21 protein-coding genes are annotated in these 23,678 nt (G+C 73.0%); 6 read left to right on the top strand and 15 right to left on the bottom strand.

Annotated features, from left to right (window positions below):
* Window positions 1-28: 28 nt before the first annotated feature.
* From ABZ721_RS15105 to ABZ721_RS15095, 3 genes are all read right to left on the bottom strand, one after another.
* Window positions 29-868 (bottom strand): enoyl-CoA hydratase/isomerase family protein, encoded by an 840-nt coding sequence (locus ABZ721_RS15105; protein WP_358789054.1) that lies wholly within the window; start codon window positions 866-868, stop codon window positions 29-31.
* A gap of 54 nt (window positions 869-922) precedes the next feature.
* Window positions 923-1,726 carry an alpha/beta hydrolase gene (locus ABZ721_RS15100; protein WP_358789053.1) on the bottom strand — a complete coding sequence of 268 codons (804 nt, stop codon included), beginning with the start codon at window positions 1,724-1,726 and terminating at the stop codon, window positions 923-925.
* Between the two features lie 94 nt (window positions 1,727-1,820).
* Entirely contained in the window at window positions 1,821-3,485 is a 1,665-nt protein-coding gene (locus ABZ721_RS15095; RefSeq protein WP_358789052.1) for an FAD-dependent oxidoreductase, read from the bottom strand.
* Window positions 3,486-4,565: 1,080 nt separating this feature from the next.
* Between ABZ721_RS15095 and ABZ721_RS15090 the strand changes: the two genes are divergently transcribed.
* On the top strand, window positions 4,566-5,060 hold the full coding sequence (locus ABZ721_RS15090; RefSeq protein WP_358789051.1) for a helix-turn-helix domain-containing protein: 495 nt from the start codon (window positions 4,566-4,568) through the stop codon (window positions 5,058-5,060).
* 332 nt (window positions 5,061-5,392) lie between these two features.
* Here ABZ721_RS15090 and ABZ721_RS15085 read toward each other — a convergent pair whose 3' ends face one another.
* On the bottom strand, window positions 5,393-6,244 hold the full coding sequence (locus tag ABZ721_RS15085; RefSeq protein WP_358789050.1) for a LysR family transcriptional regulator: 852 nt from the start codon (window positions 6,242-6,244) through the stop codon (window positions 5,393-5,395).
* A 95-nt stretch (window positions 6,245-6,339) separates the two neighbouring features.
* Between ABZ721_RS15085 and ABZ721_RS15080 the strand changes: the two genes are divergently transcribed.
* On the top strand, window positions 6,340-7,071 hold the full coding sequence (locus ABZ721_RS15080; protein WP_358789087.1) for an SDR family oxidoreductase: 732 nt from the start codon (window positions 6,340-6,342) through the stop codon (window positions 7,069-7,071).
* 178 nt (window positions 7,072-7,249) lie between these two features.
* Here ABZ721_RS15080 and ABZ721_RS15075 read toward each other — a convergent pair whose 3' ends face one another.
* Window positions 7,250-8,140, bottom strand: a complete 891-nt coding sequence (locus tag ABZ721_RS15075; protein WP_358789049.1) for a helix-turn-helix transcriptional regulator — start codon at window positions 8,138-8,140, stop codon at window positions 7,250-7,252.
* Between the two features lie 46 nt (window positions 8,141-8,186).
* On the opposite strand from ABZ721_RS15075, the gene ABZ721_RS15070 reads away from it, so the two are divergent.
* Window positions 8,187-8,987 (top strand): alpha/beta hydrolase, encoded by an 801-nt coding sequence (locus ABZ721_RS15070; protein WP_358789048.1) that lies wholly within the window; start codon window positions 8,187-8,189, stop codon window positions 8,985-8,987.
* A 34-nt stretch (window positions 8,988-9,021) separates the two neighbouring features.
* Here the strand turns inward: ABZ721_RS15070 and ABZ721_RS15065 are convergent, their stop codons facing one another.
* The 5 genes from ABZ721_RS15065 to ABZ721_RS15045 all read right to left on the bottom strand — a co-directional run bounded on the left by ABZ721_RS15065 (window position 9,022) and on the right by ABZ721_RS15045 (window position 12,902).
* Window positions 9,022-9,327, bottom strand: coding sequence for a hypothetical protein (locus tag ABZ721_RS15065; RefSeq protein WP_358789047.1), 306 nt, complete (start codon window positions 9,325-9,327; stop codon window positions 9,022-9,024).
* Between the two features lie 32 nt (window positions 9,328-9,359).
* On the bottom strand, window positions 9,360-10,208 hold the full coding sequence (locus tag ABZ721_RS15060) for a hypothetical protein (protein ID WP_358789046.1): 849 nt from the start codon (window positions 10,206-10,208) through the stop codon (window positions 9,360-9,362).
* Between the two features lie 111 nt (window positions 10,209-10,319).
* Window positions 10,320-10,880: an NAD(P)/FAD-dependent oxidoreductase gene (locus ABZ721_RS15055; RefSeq protein WP_358789045.1), complete on the bottom strand. Its 561-nt coding sequence runs from the start codon at window positions 10,878-10,880 to the stop codon at window positions 10,320-10,322.
* A 240-nt stretch (window positions 10,881-11,120) separates the two neighbouring features.
* Window positions 11,121-12,074, bottom strand: a complete 954-nt coding sequence (locus tag ABZ721_RS15050; protein ID WP_358789044.1) for a C45 family peptidase — start codon at window positions 12,072-12,074, stop codon at window positions 11,121-11,123.
* A gap of 231 nt (window positions 12,075-12,305) precedes the next feature.
* The gene (locus ABZ721_RS15045; RefSeq protein ID WP_358789043.1) at window positions 12,306-12,902 is read right to left on the bottom strand and encodes a TetR/AcrR family transcriptional regulator; all 597 of its coding nucleotides are present in this window, start codon (window positions 12,900-12,902) and stop codon (window positions 12,306-12,308) included.
* Window positions 12,903-13,128: 226 nt separating this feature from the next.
* Here ABZ721_RS15045 and ABZ721_RS15040 point away from each other — a divergent pair, with 226 nt between their 5' ends.
* From ABZ721_RS15040 to ABZ721_RS15030, 3 genes are all read left to right on the top strand, one after another.
* Window positions 13,129-14,124, top strand: a complete 996-nt coding sequence (locus ABZ721_RS15040) for an alpha/beta hydrolase (protein WP_358789042.1) — start codon at window positions 13,129-13,131, stop codon at window positions 14,122-14,124.
* A 121-nt stretch (window positions 14,125-14,245) separates the two neighbouring features.
* A complete protein-coding gene (locus ABZ721_RS15035; RefSeq protein WP_358789041.1) occupies window positions 14,246-15,505 on the top strand; it encodes a lycopene cyclase family protein in 1,260 nt (419 codons plus the stop codon).
* Between the two features lie 47 nt (window positions 15,506-15,552).
* A complete protein-coding gene (locus tag ABZ721_RS15030; protein ID WP_358789040.1) occupies window positions 15,553-17,190 on the top strand; it encodes an FAD-dependent oxidoreductase in 1,638 nt (545 codons plus the stop codon).
* Between the two features lie 12 nt (window positions 17,191-17,202).
* Here ABZ721_RS15030 and ABZ721_RS15025 read toward each other — a convergent pair whose 3' ends face one another.
* The 5 genes from ABZ721_RS15025 to ABZ721_RS15005 form a co-directional block, all read right to left on the bottom strand.
* On the bottom strand, window positions 17,203-18,210 hold the full coding sequence (locus ABZ721_RS15025) for a DUF5914 domain-containing protein (RefSeq protein ID WP_358789039.1): 1,008 nt from the start codon (window positions 18,208-18,210) through the stop codon (window positions 17,203-17,205).
* Window positions 18,207-19,247 carry a phytoene/squalene synthase family protein gene (locus ABZ721_RS15020; RefSeq protein WP_358789038.1) on the bottom strand — a complete coding sequence of 347 codons (1,041 nt, stop codon included), beginning with the start codon at window positions 19,245-19,247 and terminating at the stop codon, window positions 18,207-18,209. The genes ABZ721_RS15025 and ABZ721_RS15020 overlap by 4 nt, the downstream gene beginning before the upstream one ends.
* Complete coding sequence (locus ABZ721_RS15015; protein ID WP_358789037.1) at window positions 19,244-20,782, bottom strand: phytoene desaturase; 1,539 nt, start codon at window positions 20,780-20,782, stop codon at window positions 19,244-19,246. The genes ABZ721_RS15020 and ABZ721_RS15015 overlap by 4 nt, the downstream gene beginning before the upstream one ends.
* On the bottom strand, window positions 20,779-22,044 hold the full coding sequence (locus tag ABZ721_RS15010; protein ID WP_358789036.1) for a polyprenyl synthetase family protein: 1,266 nt from the start codon (window positions 22,042-22,044) through the stop codon (window positions 20,779-20,781). The genes ABZ721_RS15015 and ABZ721_RS15010 overlap by 4 nt, the downstream gene beginning before the upstream one ends.
* A gap of 274 nt (window positions 22,045-22,318) precedes the next feature.
* Window positions 22,319-23,659, bottom strand: coding sequence for a glycosyltransferase (locus ABZ721_RS15005; RefSeq protein WP_358789035.1), 1,341 nt, complete (start codon window positions 23,657-23,659; stop codon window positions 22,319-22,321).
* Window positions 23,660-23,678: the final 19 nt, after the last annotated feature.

Here is a 23,678-nt window from a genome sequence, read left to right as displayed (position 1 = left end):
TCGCGATCGCGGTACGGGGTTCGGGCCATCAATCGGCGGCTTTCAGGTCGCCCAGCGCCTGGCCCAGCTCCAGCTCCACCGGTCCGCGGGTCTGGAATCCGCGCTGGAACAGGTCACCGGCCCGCTGCTGGACACTGTCGCTGCGCACCAGTTGCTGGAACAGGGCAGCGTCGGCGCGCACGGCGTCCGGTGCCGGCAGGGTGATGGCGTTGACGGCGGCCTTGGCCGCGATCAGGGCGTCGCGGGGGAAGGCAGCGATGCGGTGGGCGGTCTGCGCCACGAAGGCGTCCAGGTCGGCGTCGGGCAGGGCCCGGTTGATCCACCCGTAGCGCTCGGCGAGTTCCGCGTCGAAGTCGGCGGAGGTCAAGATCGCCTCCAGTGCCCGGCCCCGGCCCAGCAGCCGCGCCAGGTGCTGGACCGCGCCGGCGCCGGGAGGCGCGCCGATGCCCACTTCGGGCTGGCCCAGGACGGCGTTCTCTCGGGAGGCAAAGCGCATGTCGCAGGCGAGCGCGAACTCGCTGCCGGCCCCGCGCGCCCGGCCGCGGAGCTTGACGAGGGTGACCGTGGATGTCTGGCTGAGCTTGCGGAACAGCATGCCCAACGAGGCGTCCCCCGGGCCGCCGCCTTTGGCGGCTTCCGCGGTGTACTCGGGGACTTTGGTCATGTCGACGTGCGGGAAGAAGAAGTCCCGGTCCGCGCTGTCGAAGACCACGACACGGGCTGCTCCCGGCTGGGTGAGGTCGTCCAGGAGCTGGACCAGGTCACGGACGACCTCGGGGCCGATGAGGTTGATCGGCGGTGCGCTGAAGGTGGCATACAGAACCCTGCCGTCCAGGCGGGTGGTGATGGTGTCGTAGGAGCTGGTCATCGTCGTCTCCCTGTCAGCGGTCGTCACGGGTGCGGTGCGCTGGGTCCACCGTGTTCACAGGCCGCGTCCGCGGAGCCACTGCAGAACGTCCTGGGCGATCTCCTGCCAGCCGCTGTCGACGGTCAGGGAGTGGCCGCGGTTCTCGAACTGCCGCAGTTCGGTCACCGCGGGCGAGCGGCGGTACTGCTTGAACGTGGCGCGGGTGGTGACGTCCGGGACGGTGTGGTCCTGGGTGCCGGAGACGATCAGCAGTGGTCCGCGGGCAGCGTTGCCGGTGTCGACCTTCGCCGCGGAGCGCGGGGCGAAGTTGGCGGTGGCCGCCTGGAAGACCGGTCGGGCCGGGGCGGGGATCGTCCACGTGTCGTAGAGCTGGTCCGATTCCTCCTGCGGCAGGGCGTTGCCGAAGCCGTAGCGAAAGGCCTGCCGGGTCAAGGACACCGAGCGGTGCAGGTTGGCGGGGTTGCGCAGGGCGGGCAGCGCCGAGCGGATCTGCGCGAGCGGCAGCGGCAGGACGCCCTTCATCTGGGCCGGGTCGATGGCGACCGCGGCGGCGGCCCGTCCCTGACCGAGCAGCTGCTGGGCGATCAGTCCCCCGAAGGAGTGCCCGATGACGATGGCGTTGCCGTCGACGGACGCGAGGATCCTTCCGAAGTGCTCGGTGGCGTCGTGGAGGCCGGTGTCGGCCACCACTTCGGGATGGCGTCGTGCCTCCTGGACGGTGTCCGGCTCACCCGGCCAGCCCGGGGCGAGGGGCGCGTAGCCCGCGTCGCGGAACAGGTCCAGCCAGGGGCCCCAGCTGGAGGCGTGCAGCCACAGGCCGTGGATGAACACGACGGGGGTGCGTCCGGTTGCAGTCATGACGTTTCCTCTGGGTGGAAGTGGAAGGTGGCGGATGCTCGGGGTGCGGCCGTGCGCGGGCCGGCTGCTCTCGGCCGCGTCGACGGCGGGCGCGTCAGACCGGCACCGCGCTCAGGGACATGTGCACCGACCGGATCGCGCTGGCGCCCTCGCCGACCGCCGCGGCGACGCGCTTCATGGATCCCGCGCGCACATCCCCGGCCGCGAACACGCGCGGCACGCTGGTCTCGAACGGCAGCGGACGGCGGCCCAGCTCAGCCCACGCGGCGCCGAGCACGGCGTCGCCGATCGCGACATCGGTGAGGATGAACCCGTGGCCGTCCGTCGCCAGGCCGCTGAGCCAGTCCGTGGCGGGGCTCGCACCGATGAAGCAGAACAGGCCCCGGCAGGGCAGGTCGGTCCCGTGCTCGTCGCCTCTGGCGTTGCCGCGTACGGTGATCGCTTCGAGGTGGTCGGTGCCGTGCAGTGCGGTGACCTCGCTGGAGGTGCGCACGGTCACCGCGGGGTGGGCCAGGATGCGGTCCGCGAGGTAGGAGGACATGCCCGCCCCGAGGTCCGCGCCGCGCACCACCAAGTGCACGCTGCAGCCCCGCCCGGCGAGGTACAGCGCCGCCTGACCGGCCGAGTTGGCGCCGCCGACCACGGTCACCGCGTGCGGGCCGCAGGTGCGGGCCTCCAGTTCGGTGGCCGCGTAGTAGATGCCCGCGCCCTCGAAGTCGGCCCACCGCTCCAGTGGCAGGGCCCGGTAGCTGGCACCGGTGGCGATCACGGCCGCGCGGCTGCTGATGTGCGTGCCGTCCTGCAGCAGCACCCGCAACGTGTCGCCGGTCGCGTCCAGCGCGGCGACCGCGCTGGGACTGGCGATGCGGGCGCCGAACTTCTGTGCCTGCACCACCGCGCGGCCGGTCAGGTCCGCGCCGCTGATACCGGAGGTGAAACCGAGGTAGTTCTCGATCCGGGAGCTGGCCGCGGCCTGTCCGCCGGCCGCCACCGCATCCAGGACCAGCGTCTTCAGACCCTCCGAAGCCCCGTACACGGCAGCGGCGAGCCCCGCCGGTCCGCCGCCGATGACCACCAGGTCCAGGGTCTGTCCGGGCAGCGGCTGGTAGGACAGGCCCAGGTGCGTGGCCAGGTGCGTCGGGGTCGCCCGGCGCAGCGCCGCGGTGGGCGTGATGACCAGCGGAAAGTCCTCCGCGGTGGCGCCGGCTACCCGCGCCAGGGTCTGCCCGGCCGGCGTGTCCGCCTCGACCCACAGGTGCGGTTGCCGCTGGCGTGCCGCGTACGTCCGCAGCGCCATGGCGTCGGCCGACAGGTCGTGGCCGACGATGACCACGCTGCCGGCGGCGGCATTGGCGCGCAGGTCCTCGCGCCGGGCGAGCAGCGCCCGCAGGACGATGTCGGACAGCTCCGGATCCTCATCCATCAGCCGGCGGAAGGACCGCGGCGTCAGCCGGTGGACCACGCCCGGCTGGGACACCCGGGCGCTGAGGTAGGTGCTCTGCTCGGTGAGCAGGTTCAGTTCGCCGCTGAACTCCCGTGCTCCGTAGCGGGCGACGACGGCCTCCTGCCCGTCGGAGGTGTGCGGCCGTACGATCTCGAGCCCGCCCGTCTCGATGAGGATCATCGGCCCGTCCGGCTCGCCCGCGTGGAACAGCACGTCGCCCGCCTGGGTGGCCTGCCGTGTGCCGTACGCCCGCAGTCGGGTCCACTGCTCGTCGCTCAGCTTCGGCCGTGCTTCGGTTGCTGCTGGTGTCGCCATGGTCCTGTCCCTACTGGTTGCAGCGCATTGTCGGCATCGCGTGGGTCGCGGCCGGAGCGACGAACCTGACCGCGAGAGCGGGCACGCCCTGGACGGCAGAGTCCGGATGCGTCCGTACCCGGGGCCCTGTCCCGGACCGCTGCGTCGCGCCCCGGTCCGCACTGGCGAACTCCATCTCTCACTCCTGTGTTGGTTTGAACAACCTAGCATGGCTGAGTAGGCACGGGCGACTCAGCTTTCGCGACACCCCCATCGGCTCGCAAGGATGCCGCCGCACCGCCTTCACCCCGCTCACCGCTCGCCGACCCCCCAAGGCGGCCGGTACAGCCCGTTCCCACGCCACTTCACAGCGGCGTCGGCGAAATCCCGGTCGCACACACGGCTTGCCGGGGCATATCCGGAGCGGGCGCGGCGGCCTCCCCGATGCGGAATGGGTGGCGGCCACTCCGCCGGTGACGTGAAGACGCAGAAACCCCATCTCCGGGACGCCGTGCCGCGAATAGCATCGGACCGCGCGGAAACTGCTGCGGTCACCACTTCGACACCATCGCCCACGGGGGTTGCACCCCCGACTGACCCCATGCAGTTCATTGCCGCGCCTTTGAGGCAGCCGCCCGAGTCGCTGCCCAGCGGAAAAGGGGTTCATGAACGCCGGCCGGCCTCGCTCCCGGAACCCGGGCTTCCTCGGACAACCCCAGGAAGGGGCGCGGTGGGCCACGGGGAGGCGCAGGACCACCCGGCACGCCTGGCGCATCGACCTCACGGCCCCCGGGTCGATCCTCCGGACCGCACAGGCGCCGGCCGCACCCACGACGCTCGAACCGAGGGGCATCGTCGCGCCCCGCGGAATGCCAAGAGGGGCCTATCGGCCGACCGGAAAGGCCTTCGGCCTCAGGAATGCCCCACCCTTGCCCCGCGCGCGGCGGATACTCCGGGCAACCCCACCGCACCCCCGGAAGAAGTAAGCCCCCCGGGGGTGTGTCCGAGCCGACGCGCCGAGTTCTTTTCATGATGGCCATAATGTAAATTCGGCCTTGGGATCTCCTGGATCCTTTCCCGCGACTCAGCTAAGATGCATGCATGGGACAATCATGGATGCACGACTCGAGCTGCTCCGTCTCGAGGAGTCTGGGGGTACTGGGCGAGAATTGGACCTTCCTCATCCTGCGCGAGGCGCTGACGGGGACCACGCGGTTCGCCGACTTCCGCACCGCTCTCGGGCTGGCCGCCGACGTGCTGAGCCGTCGGCTCACGACGCTCGTGCAGTACGGCGTGATGTCCCAGGAGCCGTACCGCGAGCCCGGCAGCCGCACCCGCTACGAATACCACCTCACCGACGCAGGCCGCGAGCTCGAGGTCGTGCTCGGAGCCCTGCAGCAATGGGGGGACCGACACCTGCCGCGGGCCGAGGGCCCCAGCATCGAGCGACGCGCGCTGCGCACGGATCGCCCGGTGCACGTGGCCTTCGTCGACAACCTGGGATACGAGGTGCCGTGGGGGGACGTCGCGACGGTGCGCACGGATGCCTACCCCAAGGACGAGGCGCCCGAGGCACCCAGCCAGGTCGCCAACTGACCAACCCCCGAGGCGGCCCGGGCATCCCACGCAAGAATGGTCGTCCACCCCCGGGGTTCGACTCCTGCGGCGGCGCCGACCAAGCGTCGGCGCGCTGGCAGTTCGCGGGCACAGGCAGTTCGCACCACCCGTTGCCTGTTCGCCCGCAGCCGAAGGCCGAACCCACTCGCACGACAACCCATCCTCGAGTCCCGTAGAACGACCTCCACTTCGCGTGAATCCACGGGATTCCCGGTCCCGTTCCGCTACGCCGGGGGCCGCGGGCTCGCTGTGACAGGGCCGCGCCGGTGCATGGGGCCGCGATCGGCCGAACCCCGCCCGGCGGGCTGGGCCTACGGGAGCCGGGTCGCCGCGCGGACCAGGTCGGCCACGGCTCGCGACCGGCTGTGCGGGGGCCAGGCGATGACGGTGGTGACGGTCGGCGCGTCCAGCACGGGCACGGCGGCGAGGTCCGCGTGCAGTTCGGCTCGGCACGAGGCAGGGGAGACGGCGCAGGCCCGGCCGAGCGCGACGAGCTGCAGCAGTTGGGCGTGGTCGCGCACTTGGGGGCCAGGGCCGGGCGGGCAGGTGCCGTCGGGGCCGGGCCAGCGCGGCAGCGGCAGGCCCGGCAGTCCGGTGATGTCGGCCATCAGGACATGGTCCCGGGCCGTGAGCGGATGCCCGACCGGCAGGATCGCCACCTGGCCCTCCGTGCTGAGTTCTTCGGTGTGGAACTCGGCCGTCGCGTCGAACGGCCGGTGCAAAAGCGCCACATCGGCCCGGCCCTCGTGCAGGAATCGTGCCTGCTCGGCCGGCCCGCACAAGATGACCTCGACGGGGACGGCGCCCGGTTCGGCGGCGTACGCGGCGAGCAGGTGCGCCAGCAGGTCGCGCGACGCACTGGCCTTCGCCACCAGGACCAGGCCGGACCGGCCGGTCGCGGACAGGGCGGCGCGGCGGGTCCGCCGCTCGGCGGCGCCGACCGCCGCCAGGGCCGCCCGGCCCTCGACCAACAGCACGGAGCCGGCCTCGGTCAGCGTGACCGTGCGGCTGGTCCGATCCAGCAGCGCTGCCCCCAGCCGGCGTTCGAGCTGCTGGATGGCCCGCGACAAGGGCGGCTGTGCGATGCCGAGCCGCTGCGCTGCGCGGCCGAAGTGCAGCTCTTCGGCGACGGCGACGAAATACCGCAGTTCCCGGGTCTCCATGGCGCCACGCTACCCCGCATCCATACCCGGCCGGTATCGATCGCCCACTGATCGGTCTTGGACCCCCAGTAGGGTCCGCGGGCAGCATGGTCGTCATGAGCGAACGAACCATTGCGCTGGTCACCGGTGCGAACAAGGGAATCGGCTACGAGATTGCCCTGGGCCTGGGCGCCCTCGGTTGGGGTGTGGGCGTCGGCGCCCGCGACGACCGACGACGCAAGGAGGCGGTGGAACAGCTGCGTGCAGCCGGCGTCGACGCGTTCGGCGTCCCGCTGGACGTGACCGACGACGCGAGCGTGAGCGCCGCCGCGCAACTGATCGAAGACCGGACGGGCCGCCTCGACGTGCTCGTCAACAACGCCGCCATCGCCGACGAGATGCCGCAGGAGCCCACCCAGGTCGATCCCGCTACCTTCCGGGCGGTCATGGAGACCAACGTGCTCGGCGTCATCCGCGTCACCAACGCGATGATGCCACTGCTGCGCCGCTCGCCCTCACCGCGGATCGTGAACATGTCCAGCAGTGTCGGCTCTCTGACCCGGCAGTCCGGGACCGCCGCGGAACTGACGACGGGTCCGGTGGCTGTGGCGTACGCGCCGTCGAAGACGCTGCTGAACGCCGTCACCCTGCAGTACGCCCGGGAGTTGAGCGGCACGAACATTCTGATCAACATGGGCTGCCCCGGCTATGTCGCGACCGACCTCAACGGCTTCCGCGGCGTGCGCACCCCCGCGCAGGGCGCGGCGATCGCCATCACGCTGGCGACCTTGCCCGACGGCGGCCCGACCGGCACGTTCGTCGACGACGCCGGCGTCGTGCCCTGGTGATGGGCAGGGCGGCCAGGTCCCGTCTCGGGTGAACCCGTGCGTGTCGACCGCTGCACCGGCCTGCGGCCTGAGCGCTGTGGTCAGGCCGTACGCCCGGGACACCGGTGCTCCGCGGTGGAGCCCGGTCGAGTGCCGCCCGGACGGGCCCGAGGGCACGTCCGGGCGGTGCCGGGGACCTTCAAACGGTGACCGTTGCCTGCCAGGCGCCCGGGCGCAGGCCCGTCGCCTTCTGGAAGAACACCGAGAAGTTGGACGCGTCGGGGAAACCGAGGGCGGCGGCACAGGCGGCCGCACTGAGGCGGTCGTGGGCGAGGAGCCGTTGGGCCTCCAGGACGATCCGAGCGACGAGGTAGGCCTTCGCCGTGCGGCCGGTGGCCTCCTGCACTGCTCGGGACAGGGTGCGTGGCGCGTAGCCGAGAGCCCGGGCGTAGTAGCCGGCGTCGTGGTGTTCGCGAAAGTGCGCCTCGACGCTGGATTGGAACCGTCGAAACGTGGGATTCGTCGACCGCGCATCGCCATGCGGTGGCCGGAGCCGGGCGATGAGCGCGGAGAGCAGGATCTCGGACAGCTCCTCGGCCCGGTCGGCGCATGGGGCGGACGCCTCCAGGAGGAGGTGGTTGCGCGCGGCGTCGACAAACGGCCAGTCGGTGTCGGGAATGCTCCACTGCGTGAGCAGGTCCGAGAGCGCGACACACTCGCGGGTGGCGCGGGTGACTGGTGCGGTCGGGACGAAGAGCACGATGTGCCCGTCCACGCCGGCGATGTCGTCCCATCGGTGCACCGCGCCCGGGGCGACCCACACCGCCGACCGGCGCCTGAGCGGGTGCCGCAGGAAATCCACCGTGACAGATCCGTGCCCGGCGTCGATCAGGGCGAGGACCTGAAAGTCGGCGCGTTGCGTGCCGCCGTCGTTCACCTCGCGCAGGCGGTCGAACGTCATCATCTCCACGGCGGCGGAACCACCCCCCGCGGGCTGGTACGCCATCTGTCGGATCTCGGTCATGTGTCCAGTTTTCACCATCGGGAGACCAGAGATGCCAATGCCCCCGGCGGGCTCCTCGAGATTCACTGAAGACGCGGAGGATCCGCCGAGAAACGCTCATTGAGGAGCTGCGATGGACACGACACAACGGACGCTGCTGCCCGCTTACGACCACCGCCCGGGGACCGGACCGACCCTGGTGTTCCTGCACTATTGGGGTGGTTCCGCCCGCACCTGGGACCTGGTGGTCGACCGCCTTGCCGGGCGCGGCGCCCTCACCGTCGACTTCCGCGGATGGAGCCGCTCACGCGGCCTGTCCGGCCCCTACACGCTGCGCCAACTCGCGGACGACACGCTCGCCCAGATTGCCGACGCGGGCATCACCGACTATGTGCTCGTCGGCCACTCCATGGGCGGCAAGGTCGCACAGCTGATCGCGGCGACCCGGCCCGCCGGCCTGCGCGCACTGATCCTCGTCGGCCCCGGCCCGGCGCGACCCGCCGCACAGATCACTCCCGAGTACCGCGAAGGCCTCTCGCACGCCTACGACTCCGACGAGTCCGTCGCCGGCGCACGGGACACCGTTCTCACCGCCACCGCGTTGCCCGAATCGATCAGAACGCAGATTGTGGCCGACTCGCGCTCCGGCACCGATGCCGCCCGCACGGAGTGGCCGCTGAACGGCATCGCGGAGGACATCACGGAGCACACCCGCAGGATCACGGTCCCCGCCCTGGTAGTGGCCGGAGAGAACGACCGAGTCGAACCCGTCGACGTACTCCTCGCCCACCTGGTGCCCTACCTCACAGCACCCGACGTCACGGTGATCCCCCACACGGGTCACCTGATCCCGCTGGAAGCTCCGGCCGCCCTCGCCGACGCGATCATCGCCTTCGCACCAGGCACCCCACCCGCGCGTCACGAGGCGTCCTGACATCGCACGTCGCCCGCATCGTGCCAGGCATCTGCTAGTCATCCTCGTCGGGGTAGCCCCATGCCACGGCCTTCACGGCTTCGGGGGCCACCTCCACCACACGGCGGTGGAAGGAGCTTTCGAACTCCGGGCGCCATCGGTAGAAACGGCTGACGCACAGCGGGTAGTCGGTCTCGCCGGTCACGAAGTACCGCCCGTCCTCAAGCGACCAGCCCAGACCCACTTCGTCCTCGATCCGCTCGTCGCGCATGAGTTCGGCGAGCGTGCTCACGACAGCCCGCGCCTGCGCTTCGTCGGTGAGGCCGGTCACGGTGAACGAGAGGAGGACGTTGACAGACATGACCCCAGGCTACTGATGATCTTTGCCTAGTGTCAGCAAACGACTGCCGGTCCACGCAGGTCAGGGCAGACAAGCCAGCGACACGGCGCGGCGAAGCCCCGGAGTGTTGTGCGATCGTGGGCCGGGTCGTGTGGCTCGCCGGCGCCCACCGCCGGGGCGCCGGCCCCACCCGCACCCCGCAAGCCGTTGACGGTGGCGATGGCTCCGGTGGCGAGTGCGGCCGCCAGCGCTTTCGACAGGCCCGGCACCAGACGCCACGGCCGGTTGGCACGGACCATGCCCGCGAGCACGCGCAGGTATCCCCGCGGGCCGCTGACCACGTACCGGAGATCAGCGGCTTCCTGCTCATCGACCGGGCCGCGATGGACGGGGGCGTGACGGCCGGCGAAGGGCTTCGGCCGCAGCCGCCCTCCTCTAGCCCGCCCAGCTGCGGCACCGGATGGGACCACCAGGCTGAGCACGGCCTCTTCGACGGCCCGCTGGGCTCTCGCCTGCAGCCGCAAGGCCCCCAGTGAAGGAAGGGACAGCAGCGCCAGGCCGTGTTCGTGGCTCAGATCCATCATGAGCTTGCGCCTGTGCAAGTGCAGCGGAAGGTCGGTAAGAGCCACGACGAGGCCCCAGTCCTCGGACCGTCGGCGGTCGAGGATCCGGCGCATCAGCGCGGCGGGGTCCTCGGCCTCCGCGGTGAAAGGCTCGCTGACCACCACGACGTCGAACCGTCGCCCCTGTCCTGCCTTGCCGGCGAGCCGGCGGGGCAGCGCTTCGGCCATGCGCTGGGCGATTTCCGTGGGCGCGTCCGGATCCGCCAGGAGGGCTACGACCGTGACGTCGTGCGGCGATCCCCGCATCTTCGGACCCCTCTGGTCGACTGCCTCGGTCATCACACGGGCCCCAGGATCCTCCCCCGGGCGACGGCGACGAGGCGTGACACGCTGGCCCCGCCGACCGGAGGGACCGATGGCCCCCACCGGCCGGCGCCGGACCGGCCAGGCTCACCGAGCGACGGGGGGTCTTGTCTCCTCCAGGTGCTCATAGGCCAGGCGGACCGTCATGGCGCCCTCGTCGACCGCCGAAGCCACCCGCTTGACCGAGCCGCTGCGGACGTCGCCGACGGCGAAGACTCCCGGCAGGCCGGTCTCCAGCGCGAGCGGGGCCCGAGCCGGGGGCTCCCAGAGCTCCGCCGCCGCCACCTGGGCCGCGTCCGGCCCGGTCGGAATGAAACCGCGACGGTCCAGGGCGACGGCATCGGCGAGCCAGCCGGTGGCGGGGCGCGCGCCGATGAAGATGAACAAGGCCCCGGCCTCCAGCACGTCCCGCTCGTGGGTGCGGTTGTCTTCCGCGACGAGGGATTCCACGCGATCCTCGCCGGTGACCTGCCGCACCTCGGTATGCAGCCGCACCTGGATCCGGGGGTGCCGCGCGATCCGGTCGATCAGATAACGGGACATGCTGTGTTCCAGATCTCCGCCGCGGGCCAGCAGATGGACAGCGGGCGACTCCTGCGCCAGGAACAGGGCCGCCTGGCTGGCGCAGTTGCCGCCGACGACGGCCACCGGATCGAGACGGCAGGTCCGGCCACCGCACCCCCGGCACGACCTCGGTCCCGTGTCATCGTCCGTGACCACGACCAGCCTCAGCCGGGGCACCCTGTCCCTGCCCATGCGGCCACCGTACGAAGCAAAAGGGGCCGCCGGGAGTCCCGTTGGCCACTCGGCAACGTTGGATGCCGGATCACGGGATGTGGCGGGTTCCACCAGCGTGACGGTTTGCCAGCGTATGACCGCGACGAGCTCTCAGCTGGCTCGGCCGATGGTCACAGTGCGGGGCCCCGGAGCGAAGTCGTCGAAGGACTGCTCCCAGGACTCGCCAGGCCAGTAGTAGCTCACTCGGCCCTCCGAAGGCTGGTAATGGGCGGTGTAGACCGTTCCCAGTCCCTCGTTGTAGGCGGATTGATACAGCGGCGGCTTCAGCATCGCCGCCACGTCCGTGCCTGCTGCGCGAATAGCGCCCAGTCGCTCTTGCGTCCGGGAGAATTGCTCCTGTTCGTCAGGCACCGGCAAGTGCTGGTGGTTGGCAGCGCAGGCGTCCGGTGTCTCGATCAGAGAGATGTCCGGTCCCACGAACACCGTCACCGCCTGCTCGGAGTCGACGAGAGTGACGTTCTGCGGGATTGCGATCGGTATGGACTTCAGCTTGCCGACTGCCTCGTCAACGGTGCTACACGTCTCCAGCAGGTAGCGCAGGACGATGAGGACGGCGAAGCCCGGGCCATGGACGAATCGCCCACCGAAGGTGAGTGAGACCGCGAGTCCGGCATCGTTCATCCCGTCCAGCAAGCCCCAGGCGGCATCCTGCATTCCGATCACTGGCCGCAGGACGTGGGAGGAGACGATGGTGCCCTCACACTCGTCGGAGCTGAAGTCGTAGTTACGCAGCAGGGTGCCACTGCCGCCGATTTGGGTGCAGCCCGAGAAGAACGGTCGCAAGGTCGCAAAGGTCGCAAGGGTGAGGAAGGTCTCCCCTGCGGGCCGGTCGAGCTGACCGGCGAGGCGGTCGAGCACGGGGACCAGCTCCGGCATGTGCGCCTCGAACAGCTTCCGAGCACGGTCCGCGCTCTTCACGGTCCGGCTCTCCTCGGTCATCCACCCCTCCGCGAGCGGCCACAGGGCCTGTGTATGGGTGGTCCATCGCCCGTCGCTTCCGTCGCCGACCTCGATTGCACGGAAGGTCTTCGGCTGCTGACTCATCGGCTGCCGCTCCCTTGGGGGCGTTGAGTGAGGCAAGGGCAACCTAGCTAATTTCGCCGGTAAGTCACCAGATCAGGCTTGGTGTGGGAGACAGCCGAGGTATTCGGGGATCGTGTCGAACGGCATGCCAGGGTGCCGGCGGAACCCTTCGCCGTGCAGGACCAGGACGCAGCGGCCGACCTGTAGCAACGTCCATCCTCAACTCGTCATGTCGGGCTCCGAGGCAGCTTCCTAGACACGCCTCGTCGTGCGCACCGCTTGTGCGAGCGCGTCCACGGTCACCCCCACGATGGCCAGCAGTTGCGTCGGGCTCGCCCCAGCCCTGCTCATGACGGCGAGGGACTGGTTCACGGCCGCTGCGTGTTCCGCGAAGGCGTCGGCGTCCGGGTCGGTCAAGCGCCCGGCCCGCAACGCGGCGCGCAGGCGACGACGCTGGAAGCCGAGCGCCTCCTTGGTGTGCGCCGCGGCCGTGGGGCTGAGCACCGCCATCGCCATGGCCGACTGGACCACCAGGCATCCATCGGGCAGTTGGGGATCGGCGATGCGCTGGAGGGTGATGTCGAAGAACGCACGAAGGGCCGCCACGGGTTCCGCAGCAGCACACGACAGGGCGGCGTCGTACTGGTGGCCGTAGCGCGCGGCGTAGCGGTCCAGGCAGCGCACAAAGAGCGTGTCCTTGTCACCGAGCGAGGAGTAGATGGAGCTGCGGTTCAGACCGGTGGCCCGGGACAGGTCGTCCAAGGAGGTGTCCGCGTAGCCGGCACGCCAGAACTGGATCATCGCGGCGTCGAGTGCCGTGTCCCAGTCGAACTGCTTCTTGCCTGCCACGGGGCACTTCCTCACCGGGGTGTCGATTGACCCTGAGCGCTGCGCTGCACACCACTCTATCTTGAACTGACCAGTTCAAGATGTGTTAGGTTGCCGACACGATCGCCGGCCGGTGGGTGTCCTCGACCGCGCCCCTGCCGTCCCTCGATCTCCGACATCGCGCTCGCGGGGTCCACCCTCGTGCGGAGCACCCCGCCGGCGCATCGCGCACCAAGGGAGAATTCTTGTGACCGACCCCGCGACCCCCCAGCAGCAGGTCTCCCCAGCCAACCCTGTCCGCGGCCTGCCCCTGCACGATCTGGACGGGTTCACCCACCGCTGGGTCGACGCCGACGGCATCCGCCTGCACGCCGTCGAAGGCGGCTCGGCGACCGGCCCGGCCGTCGTGCTGCTCGCCGGATTCCCGCAAACCTGGCAGGCCTGGCGCAAGGTCATGCCCCGTCTCGCCGACCGGTTCCGCGTCATCGCGATCGACCTGCCGGGGCAGGGCCACTCAGAGCGCCCGGAGCGCAGCTACGACACGCACACCGTCGCCGCCCACGTCCACGCCGCCGTCGAAGCACTCGGCGTGCGGCACTACTGGCTGGCCGCCCACGACATCGGAGCCTGGGTCGCGTTCTCCCTCGCCCTCGACGTCGAGCGCCCGTTGCACGGGGTCGTCCTGCTCGACGCCGGAATCCCCGGCATCACCCTGCCGCAAACGATTCCCACCGATGCGGCCGGGGCGTGGAAGACCTGGCACTTCGCGTTCCACCTCGTGCCCGACCTGCCCGAGACCCTGCTCAGCGGCCGCGAACGGGACTACGTCGGCTGGTTCCTGCGCACCAAGGCCCTGTCCCCCGGCACCTTCGACGAGGCCGACATCGACCACTACGCAGCGGCCCTCGCCGCCGACGGCGGCCTCCGCGCCGCGCTCGCCTACTACCGGGACGCCGCCGACTCTGCCCGCAAGAACCACCAGGCGCTCAGCCGCCAGCACCTGACCGTGCCCGTCCTCGGCATCTCCAGCAGCCACGGCTCCATCCCGGACATGGCAGCCTCCCTCAGCCCGTGGGCCGACACCGTCACCGGAGTCGTCGTGCCCGACGCCGGGCACTTCATCCCCGATGAGCAGCCCGCAGCAGTGGCTGCCGCCATCGCCGGCTTCATCGCGGCCGGGGGCGACACGGATCCGTCCGACGGGCGCCCCCTGCGCAGCGGCAGGGTCGAGATCACGTCCTGAGTGCCGTCCGCCGTGGGGTTTCCGGGCCCGCCGGACGGCACCCGAGCGTGCTGTGTCCCGCGCGCCACCGCTCCCACCGGCCGAGCGCATCCAAACGGTCCCCTGCCGCCGAATGATCTCCATGCGGCAGCAGAGGACGGACAGCCGGGGGCGCGTCGCCCCGGCAGGAGCGCGCCTGCGGGACGCGGACGTGGTCATCGTGGGGGCCGGTGCGGCCGGACTCTCCCTCGCGCATCGCCTGTGCGCGACCGCGGACCGACCGCGCCAACCCCGCATCCTGCTGGTGGACGCCCCGGCCGGGGCGCTGCGCCCACCGGAGCGCACCTGGTGCTTCTGGGAGCCGCCCGGCGGACCGTACGACGCGGTCCTCGCCGCGTCCTGGGACCGGCTGCGGGTGCGCGGGGCGGACGGGGCAGGGACCGTGGTGGATCCGGCGCCGCTGCGCTACAAGATGCTGCGCTCGGATGCCTTCGCCCGGTTCGTCGGGGCGCACGTGGCGGCGTCCGGGTGCTGCGAGCGGATCGAGGCGACCGTCGAGGCGGTCCTGGACGGGCCGGACGGGGCACGGGTCCAGGCACGCGACGCGGCGGGAGCGCCCGTGGAGTTGGCGGCGCGCTGGGTCTTCGACTCCCGCCCGCTGCGACGCCTGCCGGCGGCCCGCACCACACTCCTGCAACACTTTCGGGGCTGGTTCGTCGAAACCGCCGAAGACCGGTTCGACCCGGCCGTCGCGGACGTGATGGACTTCCGCACCCCCCAGCCCGCGCACGGGCTGTCCTTCGGCTACGTGCTGCCCCTCGGACCCCGCCAAGCGCTGGTGGAGTACACCGAATTCTCCGCCGCGGCCCTGGACAGCGGAAGCTACGACGCGGCGTTGCGGCACTACACCACCGCGGTGTTGCAGCTCGGCCGGTGCACGATCACCGCGGTCGAGCAGGGGGTGATCCCGATGACCGACGGGCGGTTCACCCCGCGCGGCGGGCGCTCGGTCTTCCGGATCGGCACGGCGGGCGGCGCCACGCGGGCGTCGACCGGCTACACCTTCGCCGGCGTCCAGCGGCAGACCCAGGCCGTGGCCGACACCCTCCTGGGCCCTGGCCGCGGCCGCACCCCCGTCCCGCCCCTTCCCTACGGGCGCCGGGGGCGGGCGATGGACGCCGTGATGCTGCGGGCGCTGGACACCGGGCGGGTGGACGGGGCGGCGTTCTTCACCGCGCTGTGGCGCCAGGTGCCGCCCGAACGCCTGCTGCGCTTCCTCGACGGCCGCTCCCGGCCGGCCGAGGACGTGTCCCTCGGCCTGCACACCCCCGTCGTGCCGATGCTGCGCACGGTTGCCGAACTGCCGTTCCTGCGCAAACGCCACCCCCCGGCCCGCCCCTGAGCGGCCGACGCCTGCCCCCTGTCCCCTGATCAGGAAGAGCACGTGCCATGCCTCTGCTGCCCGACGGCCGGCGGTCGTCCGCCTTCGACCCCGACCCCGCCGACGATCCTTCCGCCGCACGGCGCGCCGCACGCGCGGTCAGCGGCGGAGCGAGCACCCCGCGGCGGGGCCGCGACCGGCGCGCGCAGGTGATCCCGGCGCCGCCCGGCCGCCGCCGCTTCGGCGACGACGCCCCCGAGGTCGCCGTGGTCGGCGGCGGCATCGCCGGGCTCGCCGCCGCCACCGGCCTGGCCGAGCGCGGTGCCCGCGTGACCGTGTACGAGCAGGGTGCCGGTCTCGGTGGGCGCCTGGCCGGCTGGTCCACCACCTTGGCCGACGGCTCACCGGCCACGATGAGCCGCGGCTTTCACGCCTTCTTCCGCCAGTACTACAACCTGCGCGGTCTGCTGCGCCGTACCGACCCGGGCCTGGGCATGCTCACCGCCCTGCCCGACTACCCGCTGCAGCACAGCAGCGGCATGCTGGACAGTTTCGCCCGCGTCCCGCGCACCCCGCCGTGGAGCGCGCTGGGCTTCGTCGCCCGCAGTCCCGCGTTCGGCTGGCAGGATCTGCTGCGGATGAACCCGGCCGCGGCCCTGCCGCTGCTGGACGTGCGGGTGCCGCAGGTCTACGCCCGCCTCGACACGATCAGCGCCGCCGACTTCCTGGCCCGCATCCGCTTCCCCCCAGCCGCCCAGCACCTGGCGTTCGAGGTGTTCTCCCGCAGCTTCTTCGCCGACCCGCGCGAGTTGTCGGCGGCCGAACTGGTGTTGATGTTCCACATCTACTTCCTCGGCTCCAGCGAGGGCCTGCTGTTCGACGTGCCCGACGAGCCCTATCCGCAGGCGCTGTGGGAGCCGCTGGGCCGCTACCTGCAGAGCCACGGCGTGCAGATCCGCACCGGGAGCCAGGTCACTGCCGTGGCGTCGTCGGCGGACCGCGGACCGACGGTCACCGCCGACGGACAGACCCAGCGGTTCGCCGCGCTCGTCCTGGCCCTGGACAACGGCGGCCTGCGCGCGTTGGCCGCCGCGTCCCCGACCCTGTGCGACCCGGCGTGGCGCGCACGGGTGGCCCGGCTGCGGACCGCACCGCCCTTCCTCGTCTCCCGGCTCTGGCTGGACCGCCCGGTCGCGGCCCACCGCCCGGGCTTCCTCGGCACCAGCGGGTTCGGCCCGCTGGACAATGTCAGCGTGCTGGAGCGCTGGGAGGGCGAGGCGGCCCGGTGGACGGCCCGCACCGGGGGCTCGGTCGTCGAACTGCACGCCTACGCCTGCCCCGACGACGATCGCCGCACCACCCAACAGCGGCTGGTCGACGAGCTGCGGCGGGTGTACCCGGAGACCGGGCGGGCGGCGATCGTCGACCAGCAGCACGAATGGCGCGCGGACTGCCCGCTGTTCCCGGTGGGCGGCTTCGCGGACCGGCCCACCGTGCGCACCCCGCACCCGACCGTGATGGTGGCCGGTGACGCGGTCCGCACCGACCTGCCGGTCGCGTTGATGGAGCGCGCGGCGACCACCGGGTTCCTGGCCTCCAACGCCCTGCTCGGCCGGTGGGGGGTGCGCGGTCAGACGCTGTGGACGGTCCCCGCGCGCGGCCGCTCCCCGCTCCTGCGGGCGCTGGCCGGCCTGGCGGCGCGCTGAGCGACCGGCCGGTCAGCCCGGGAAGCGCCCGCTGGCGCGCAGCGCCCACCGGCGCTGCGCGTACGCCAGGTCGTCGCGCCACAACCGCCCGGCCGCGGACCGCATCAGCGGGCGCAGCAGGGGGGCGGCGGCCCGGGCCAGGGCGAAGCCCCGGCGGTCCGAGGCGGCGACCACCGCCTCGACCACGGCGGTGCGCGGCCGCCCGGACGCGTCGAGGCCCAAGGGCGTGGCGTGCGTCTCGACCACCGACCCCCGCCCCTCGCCCTCGGTGATGTGCATGACGACGGTGCGCGGCTCCGGCGCGGTGAACACCGCGCGCACCGGCACCACCGCCCGCCCGGCGACCTTGAACGACACCGTCACGGCGAAGGCGTCGTCGGCCACGGCCGGGTCAGCGGACGGGGTGTCGTCCACGGTCAGGTCCACAAACGAGTACGGGTGCAGCCACGCGCCGTGCCACGGGTCGAGCCGGTTGGCGACCACGTCCTGCGGGGCGCAGCGGCCCACGCCGGTGTAGACGGCCGCCACCGCCCGGGTGAGGTCCGGGCGCACGGGCAGTACCGGCGCGCTCGTCGGCTCCTCACCGCCCACCTGGTCCAGGCGCACCCAGATCAGCAGCCCGTCGTCGTGCACGGGGTACGGGTGCCAGCCGGCGAACGGCGCCCCGGTCAGGGCCAGGCCGTGCCAGTGGCAGATCAGCGTGCCGCACCGCACCGCGCTGTCCCGCAGCGGTGCGCCCAGGTGCGGGCAGGCGCCGGGACCGGCTCGCAGCGCGCCCGTCGCGTCGCGCCACAGCACCACTTCGGTGCCGCCGACCATGCGTCCGTAGGGGCGGCCCGGTCGCACGGTGTGGGAGGCGCCGACGACGAACCAGTTCCCCGACGGCCTGGCCAGCGCCCGCCGCAGCGCGGCGCCGATCAGCTGGGGTGACGCGGCGCGCCACGTCGGCGGCTGCTGCGCCCAGTCCACCGGGGCGCGGCGCATCCGCAGCGGAAAACGGCTGTGCCGATCGCCGGTCATGACGGGTCCTGACGCGCGGAGCGGGAGCTCGCCCGCTGTGCCGGCGGGCGGGGTGCGGGCGCTGGGACCCGCACGCTGCCGGTGGGGGGCGGCGCGGTACCGCGGTGGGCGCGGCGGCGTGCCGCGCCCACCCGGACCAGGCCGTCGAGCGCCACCGCCGCCCGCCGTGAGCGGGGCACCACCGCCCGCCGGTGCACCACCGCGTACCCGTCGTCCGCGATCGCGTCGAGGATGCCGCTGTAGAGCACGAGCGCGGTGCGGATGCAGGGCCGGGCCACCGGATCGAGCATCGGCAGGCCGGGGGCGGCCTGGCGGTAGACCTCGCGGTTCAAGGCGGCGGCGGCCCGCAGCGCCCGGGTGATCCGCCCGTCGCGCGCCCCGGTCGTGCGGCTCCACACCAGCAGGTCGCGGTCGACGCCGTACGCGGCCAGCAGGTCCGCCGGCAGGTAGACCCGGCCCCGGTCCAGATCCTCCCCCACGTCCCGCAGGAAGTTGCTGAGCTGGAAGGCGACCCCGAGGGCCGCGGCGTGCGGGGCGGCCTCGGCCCGCGGGACGACCGTGCCCAGCACCGGCAGCATCTGCAGTCCGATCACCGCCGCGGACCCGTGCATGTAGCCGCGCAGGTCCGCGTAGGTCGGGTAGTCGGTCACCGTCAGGTCGCTGCGCATCGCCGCCAGGAAGTCGGTGAAGTGCTGGTGGTCGATGGCGTAGACGGCGGCGGTGTGCGCGAGCGCGTGCACCACCGGCTCGGTGCTGGTGCCGTGTCGGAGCCCGGCCGCCAGCTCGTGGCTGAGCGCGTCGAGCGCCGTGGCCCGGTCCTGGGGGGTGCGGGTGCGGTCGAGTGTGTCGACGATGTCGTCGGCCCAGCGGGCGAAGCCGTACAGCGCGTGCACGGCCGGCCGCCGGTGGACCGGCAGCAGCCGGGTGGCGAGGAAGTACGTCTGGCCATACCGGGCGTTGAGCTGCCGGCAGTGCAGGTACGCGGCGCGCAGCGCGGGCTCGGTGATACCGGCGGCGTCGAGCTCGCGGGCCGTCATGCCGTGCGCCCGGGTGCCGTGCGGTGGGCTCCGGCGGCCGGGGACGTCCGCGGCGGGCGCAGCCCGGTGATGCGGGCCGCGGCGAGCTTGCCGGAGAGGAGCACGGTCGGCACGCCGACGCCGGGGGTGGTGCCGCAGCCGGCCAGCACGACGTTGTCGGTGCCCCGCACCACGTTGCGCGGGCGGAACGGCCCGGTCTGCGCGAAGGTGTGCGCCGCGGAGAACGGTGTGCCGGCCGCATGGCCCTGCGCCGTCCAGTCGGCCGGCGTCACCAGGGAGTCCTCCTCGAGGGCGGCGGCGATCCCGGTCAGGCCGCGCTCCTCCAAGGTGGCGAGCAGCCGGTCACGGTAAGGCGGCGCCAGCTCCCCCCACGCGCGGGCGTCCGGCCCGATGGTGGTGTTGGGGCACGGCGCCAGCACGTAGTGCAGATGCTTGCCGGGCGGGGCCAGGTCCGGGTCGGTGGCCGTGGGCTGGGTGATCAGCAAGGAGGGGTCGGACATCAGGCTTCCGGTACGGGTCAGTTCGTGGAAGGTGCTCTTCCACGCGGCGCCGAAGGAGATCGTGTGGTGCGCCAGCTGCGGCCAGGTGCGGTCGGTGCCCGCGTGCAGGACCACGGCTGAGGGGGAATGCGTCAGCCGGGGGGCGCGGCGCGGGGTGCGGCCCAGCAGCCGGTAGGCCACCGGCAGGTCCGGGGTCAGGACCACCGCGTCGCAGGCGATGCGGTCGTGATCGGTGACCACGGCTGTGATCCGCCCGCCGGAGCGCTCGAGGCGGGTGACGTCCTGCCCGTAGTGGAATGTGGCCCCGGCAGCGGCTGCCGCGTCCGCCATGGCCTGCGGGAGGGCGTGCATGCCGCCGCGCGGGAAGTACACGCCGGCGACGGTGTCCATATAGGCGATCACCGCGTAGGCGGCCAGCGCGCGGGCCGGTGGCACGCCCGCGTACAGCGACTGGAAGGTGAAGACCCGGCGCAGGCGCTCGTCGGCGACGAAGGCGCCGATGCGGCTGTCGAGCCGGCCGAAGCCGCCCAGGGCCGCCAGCCGGGCCAGGTCCGGGTGCAGCAGCTGCAGCGGTGAGTCGAAGTTGGTGTCGATGAAGCGTCGCATCTGCACGGCGTAGAGCGCGGTGAGCCACTGGCGCAGCCGCCGGTAGCCCGCCGCGTCGGCCGGTCCCGCGAAGCGTTCGATCTCCGCTTCCATCGCCTCGGCGCCGGTGTGCACGTCGAGTTGGCTGCCGTCGGCGAACTGGGCCCGGTAAGCGGGGTGCAGCGCGATGAGGTCCAGGCGGTCCGTCATGGTCTCGCCGACCGCGTCGAACGCCTCCGCCACCAGGTCGGGCATGGTGAGCACGGTCGGGCCGGTGTCCATCCGGTAGCCGCCGCGCTCGATCTTCCCGGCCCGGCCGCCGGGCAGGGCGGCGCGCTCGACGACCGTCACCCGCCGGCCGGCGCCCAGCAGGTGCAGCGCGGCGGACAGTCCGGCCAGGCCGGCGCCGACCACCACGACGTGGTCGGTGCGTCCAGGGACGGTTCTCATCGGTCTCCTCCCAAGGGGGCGTCCTGCAGGCCCGGTGCGGCCGGCCCGCCCGCCGCCGGCTGCGGGGCGGGCGGGTGGGTGCCCGCGGCCTGCTGGAACAGCGCCAGCAGCCGGCCGCGGGCGGCCGGGCCGATGCGGGGCGCGCCCGCCAGGTATTGGCCGCTGTCGTCGGCCAACTGCGCGATCCGGGCCTCGACGGCCTCGCGCGCACCGGTGGCGACCAGCAGGTCCCGCACCCGGTCCAGATCGCTCGCCGACAGGTCCGCCCGGCCCAACGACGCATCCAGGAACCGGGCGGCGCGCTGATCGCCCGCCGCCTCGACGCGGTCGCGGGCCACCGCGAACAGGTACGTGGGTTTCCCGTCGCGGATGTCCTCGCCCGAGGGCTTGCCGGTGTGCGCGGGGTCGCCGAACACCCCGTGCAGGTCGTCGCGGAGTTGAAAGGCGATGCCGGTCTGCCGGCCCGCCGCGCACAGGGCCTGGGTGGTGGCCGGATCCGCCTCGGCCAGTGCGGCGCCGAGCGCCAGCGGGCGCTCGACGGAGTACAGCGCGCTCTTGAGGCACGCGGTGCGCAGCGCCCGCGCGGCGGACCGCGAGCCGGTGGCCTGCCCGTGCAGGTCCAGATACTGCCCGGCCACCATCTCGGTGCGCATGGCCTGCCAGACGCCCCGCACCCGGCGGTAGGCGTTCGCGGGCAGGATGGTGTTGGCGACCATGTCGTCGGCCCAGGCCAGCGCGAGGTCGCCGGCCAAGATGGCCGCCGCACGGCCGAAGGGTTCGGCCGCGCCGGGGGACGGCGGTGACGCGTACTGGGCGTCCAGGGCGCAGTGGACGGCCGGCAGGCCGCGCCGCAGCGCGGAGCCGTCCATGACGTCGTCGTGCACCAGGGCGCAGGTCTGCAGGAGTTCCACCGCTCCGGCGATCCGCAGCGCGGCGTGGGTCTGCTCCGCACGCCGCCCGCCGCCGGCGGCCCGCAGGCCCCACCACAGGAATTGGGAGCGGGTGCGCTTGCCGCCGTCGAGGGTGAAGCGGGCCACCCGTTCGGCGATGTCCTGGGCGAACACCGGATCGATCGCCGCGGCGGCGAAGACCCGCTCGCGCAGTTCCTGGCCCAGCACCCGCCCGACCGCGGCCGCCACGTCGGCGTCCACGGCCGCCGGATCCAACGGATCGGTGCCACAGCCGCACGGCGCGCTGCCGTCCGCGGACGCCCAGGGCGCCTGCTCACCGGTGGAGGGGTACTCGTTGGCGATGCGCCTCATCGGGTGCTGCCACTCTCCTCGCGTCGTTCGGCTGGTGTCTCCTGTCCTTCTGTAGAAGACCGGCCCGCGGATGCACCTGGTCCACCGCAATCGGGCCGGCCCGCGATCGGCGCCCGCTCCCAGGGGGCTTGGGACGCCGGGGGCTTCGGGCGCCGGGGTCGGCGGCCGGCCGCGCGCCGCGAGCGCCGACCGGGGCGGCGGCACCCGCGGCGAGCGGGCGGCGGGTCCTGGCGCGCGGCAGCAGAGCCCGGCCGCGCGCCGGACGCGGCTACCGTTACGGCCGGCGCCCGCCCGGTGCCATCGCGGCCCGCAACCGCGCCGCCGCCCACTGCGGCCCGCGCTGCCGCACGCCGGCGGTCAGGTGCGCCAGGCCCGCCGGCGGCGCGGTGAACAGCCCGCTCACGGCGTGTCCCACCGCCTGCTCGGTCAGATCCGCCGGATCCAGCACGACACCGGCCCCCGCGCGCTCCGCATCGTGCGCGATGGCGAACTGGTCGCTGCAGAACGGCAGCACGAGCGCGGGGACGCCGGCCGCCAGGCACTCGGTGAAGGAGTTGTTGCCGCCGTGGTGCACCATCGCGTCCATCTCGCTCAGCAGCGCGCGCTGCGGCACGGAGGCCGCGACGCACACCTGGGGGCCGATGAGGTCCGCGAGGGCCGCCGTGCGGTCCCCGGCCGCCACGATGACCGCCGTGCCGGGGCTGTGCGCCCGCACGCCGCGGGCGACGATCCGCAGCACGTCGTCGCGGGCGGACAAAAACGTCCCGAAGGCCACCAGCACCACGCGGTCCGCGCCGCGCCGCAGCCGCTCGAGCACACCGCGCCAGTGCCGGTCCAGGACGGGCGGGGCCGGGTCCGTGCAGTGCCCCGCGTACAGGGCGTGCGGCCCGGGCGGCGGTACGGGCAGCTCCTCCAGCGGCGGGTAGCAGAAGACGACCGCGTGGGGGGAGGTCAGGGCGAAGGCCCGGCCGGGCGGTGGCCGGTGCGGGGCGTGGCGTGCGGCGAAGTCCGCGAACAGGGCGGTGAAGGCCGCATCGTTCGCGCGGACGGCCGCGCGCAGCTGCTGCCGGGCGGCCGGGTCCGGCTGGATCCCGCGGGGCCAGGTGGCGGGTTCCCCGAAGTAGGCGTCGGGACCCGCCGGCAGGTACCCCGGATGGCCAGGACAGTACGTGGCGTACGGCAGCCCGAGCACGTGCAGGGCGAGCGTGACCGGGTAGCTGAGCTGGTCCACCAGGTACCAGTCCGGCCGCAGCGAAGCGTGCAGGTCGCGCACCGCCGTCAAGATCCCCTCCGGGTCGGCGAGCAGATCGGCACCCCGGTGCCGGGCCTGCGCCAGCAGCGCGGGCACCGGGCCGGCCCGGGTGGCGTCGAGGAACTCCCGCAGGCGCGCCGCTTCCTGGTGTTCCTGCTCGGTCGTCTCCGCGATCCCGGTGTTGGCGTTGCGCGTCACGGTCAGCGGCACGAACGCGCAGCCTGCCTCGCGCGCCAGCGCCGCGAACGGCGGCGCGCACGCGAAGTGCACCGCGTCGCCGGCCCGCCGCAGGGCCCCCGCCAGGACGGACAGCGGCTGGGCATGGGACTGGAACGGCGGACTGACCACCACGATCCGGGCCATGGGACTCCTTCACGGCAGG

Origin of the sequence: Streptomyces sp. NPDC006733 (genome assembly GCF_040636125.1) — a bacterium.
Classification (GTDB): domain Bacteria; phylum Actinomycetota; class Actinomycetes; order Streptomycetales; family Streptomycetaceae; genus Actinacidiphila.
This window is presented reverse-complemented; position numbering and strand designations above follow the sequence as displayed.

What these genes read in the sequence shown, in the direction of transcription:
- ABZ721_RS15105 (WP_358789054.1), bottom strand. Translation starts at nt 868, where the DNA reads ATGACCAGCTCCTACGACACCATCACCACCCGCCTGGACGGCAGGGTT.
- ABZ721_RS15100 (WP_358789053.1), bottom strand. Translation starts at nt 1,726, where the DNA reads ATGACTGCAACCGGACGCACCCCCGTCGTGTTCATCCACGGCCTGTGG.
- ABZ721_RS15095 (WP_358789052.1), bottom strand. Translation starts at nt 3,485, where the DNA reads ATGGCGACACCAGCAGCAACCGAAGCACGGCCGAAGCTGAGCGACGAG.
- ABZ721_RS15090 (WP_358789051.1), top strand. Translation starts at nt 4,566, where the DNA reads ATGGGACAATCATGGATGCACGACTCGAGCTGCTCCGTCTCGAGGAGT.
- ABZ721_RS15085 (WP_358789050.1), bottom strand. Translation starts at nt 6,244, where the DNA reads ATGGAGACCCGGGAACTGCGGTATTTCGTCGCCGTCGCCGAAGAGCTG.
- ABZ721_RS15080 (WP_358789087.1), top strand. Translation starts at nt 6,340, where the DNA reads ATGAGCGAACGAACCATTGCGCTGGTCACCGGTGCGAACAAGGGAATC.
- ABZ721_RS15070 (WP_358789048.1), top strand. Translation starts at nt 8,187, where the DNA reads ATGGACACGACACAACGGACGCTGCTGCCCGCTTACGACCACCGCCCG.
- ABZ721_RS15065 (WP_358789047.1), bottom strand. Translation starts at nt 9,327, where the DNA reads ATGTCTGTCAACGTCCTCCTCTCGTTCACCGTGACCGGCCTCACCGAC.
- ABZ721_RS15060 (WP_358789046.1), bottom strand. Translation starts at nt 10,208, where the DNA reads ATGACCGAGGCAGTCGACCAGAGGGGTCCGAAGATGCGGGGATCGCCG.
- ABZ721_RS15050 (WP_358789044.1), bottom strand. Translation starts at nt 12,074, where the DNA reads ATGAGTCAGCAGCCGAAGACCTTCCGTGCAATCGAGGTCGGCGACGGA.
- ABZ721_RS15035 (WP_358789041.1), top strand. Translation starts at nt 14,246, where the DNA reads ATGCGGCAGCAGAGGACGGACAGCCGGGGGCGCGTCGCCCCGGCAGGA.
- ABZ721_RS15030 (WP_358789040.1), top strand. Translation starts at nt 15,553, where the DNA reads ATGCCTCTGCTGCCCGACGGCCGGCGGTCGTCCGCCTTCGACCCCGAC.
- ABZ721_RS15025 (WP_358789039.1), bottom strand. Translation starts at nt 18,210, where the DNA reads ATGACCGGCGATCGGCACAGCCGTTTTCCGCTGCGGATGCGCCGCGCC.
- ABZ721_RS15020 (WP_358789038.1), bottom strand. Translation starts at nt 19,247, where the DNA reads ATGACGGCCCGCGAGCTCGACGCCGCCGGTATCACCGAGCCCGCGCTG.
- ABZ721_RS15015 (WP_358789037.1), bottom strand. Translation starts at nt 20,782, where the DNA reads ATGAGAACCGTCCCTGGACGCACCGACCACGTCGTGGTGGTCGGCGCC.
- ABZ721_RS15010 (WP_358789036.1), bottom strand. Translation starts at nt 22,044, where the DNA reads ATGAGGCGCATCGCCAACGAGTACCCCTCCACCGGTGAGCAGGCGCCC.
- ABZ721_RS15005 (WP_358789035.1), bottom strand. Translation starts at nt 23,659, where the DNA reads ATGGCCCGGATCGTGGTGGTCAGTCCGCCGTTCCAGTCCCATGCCCAG.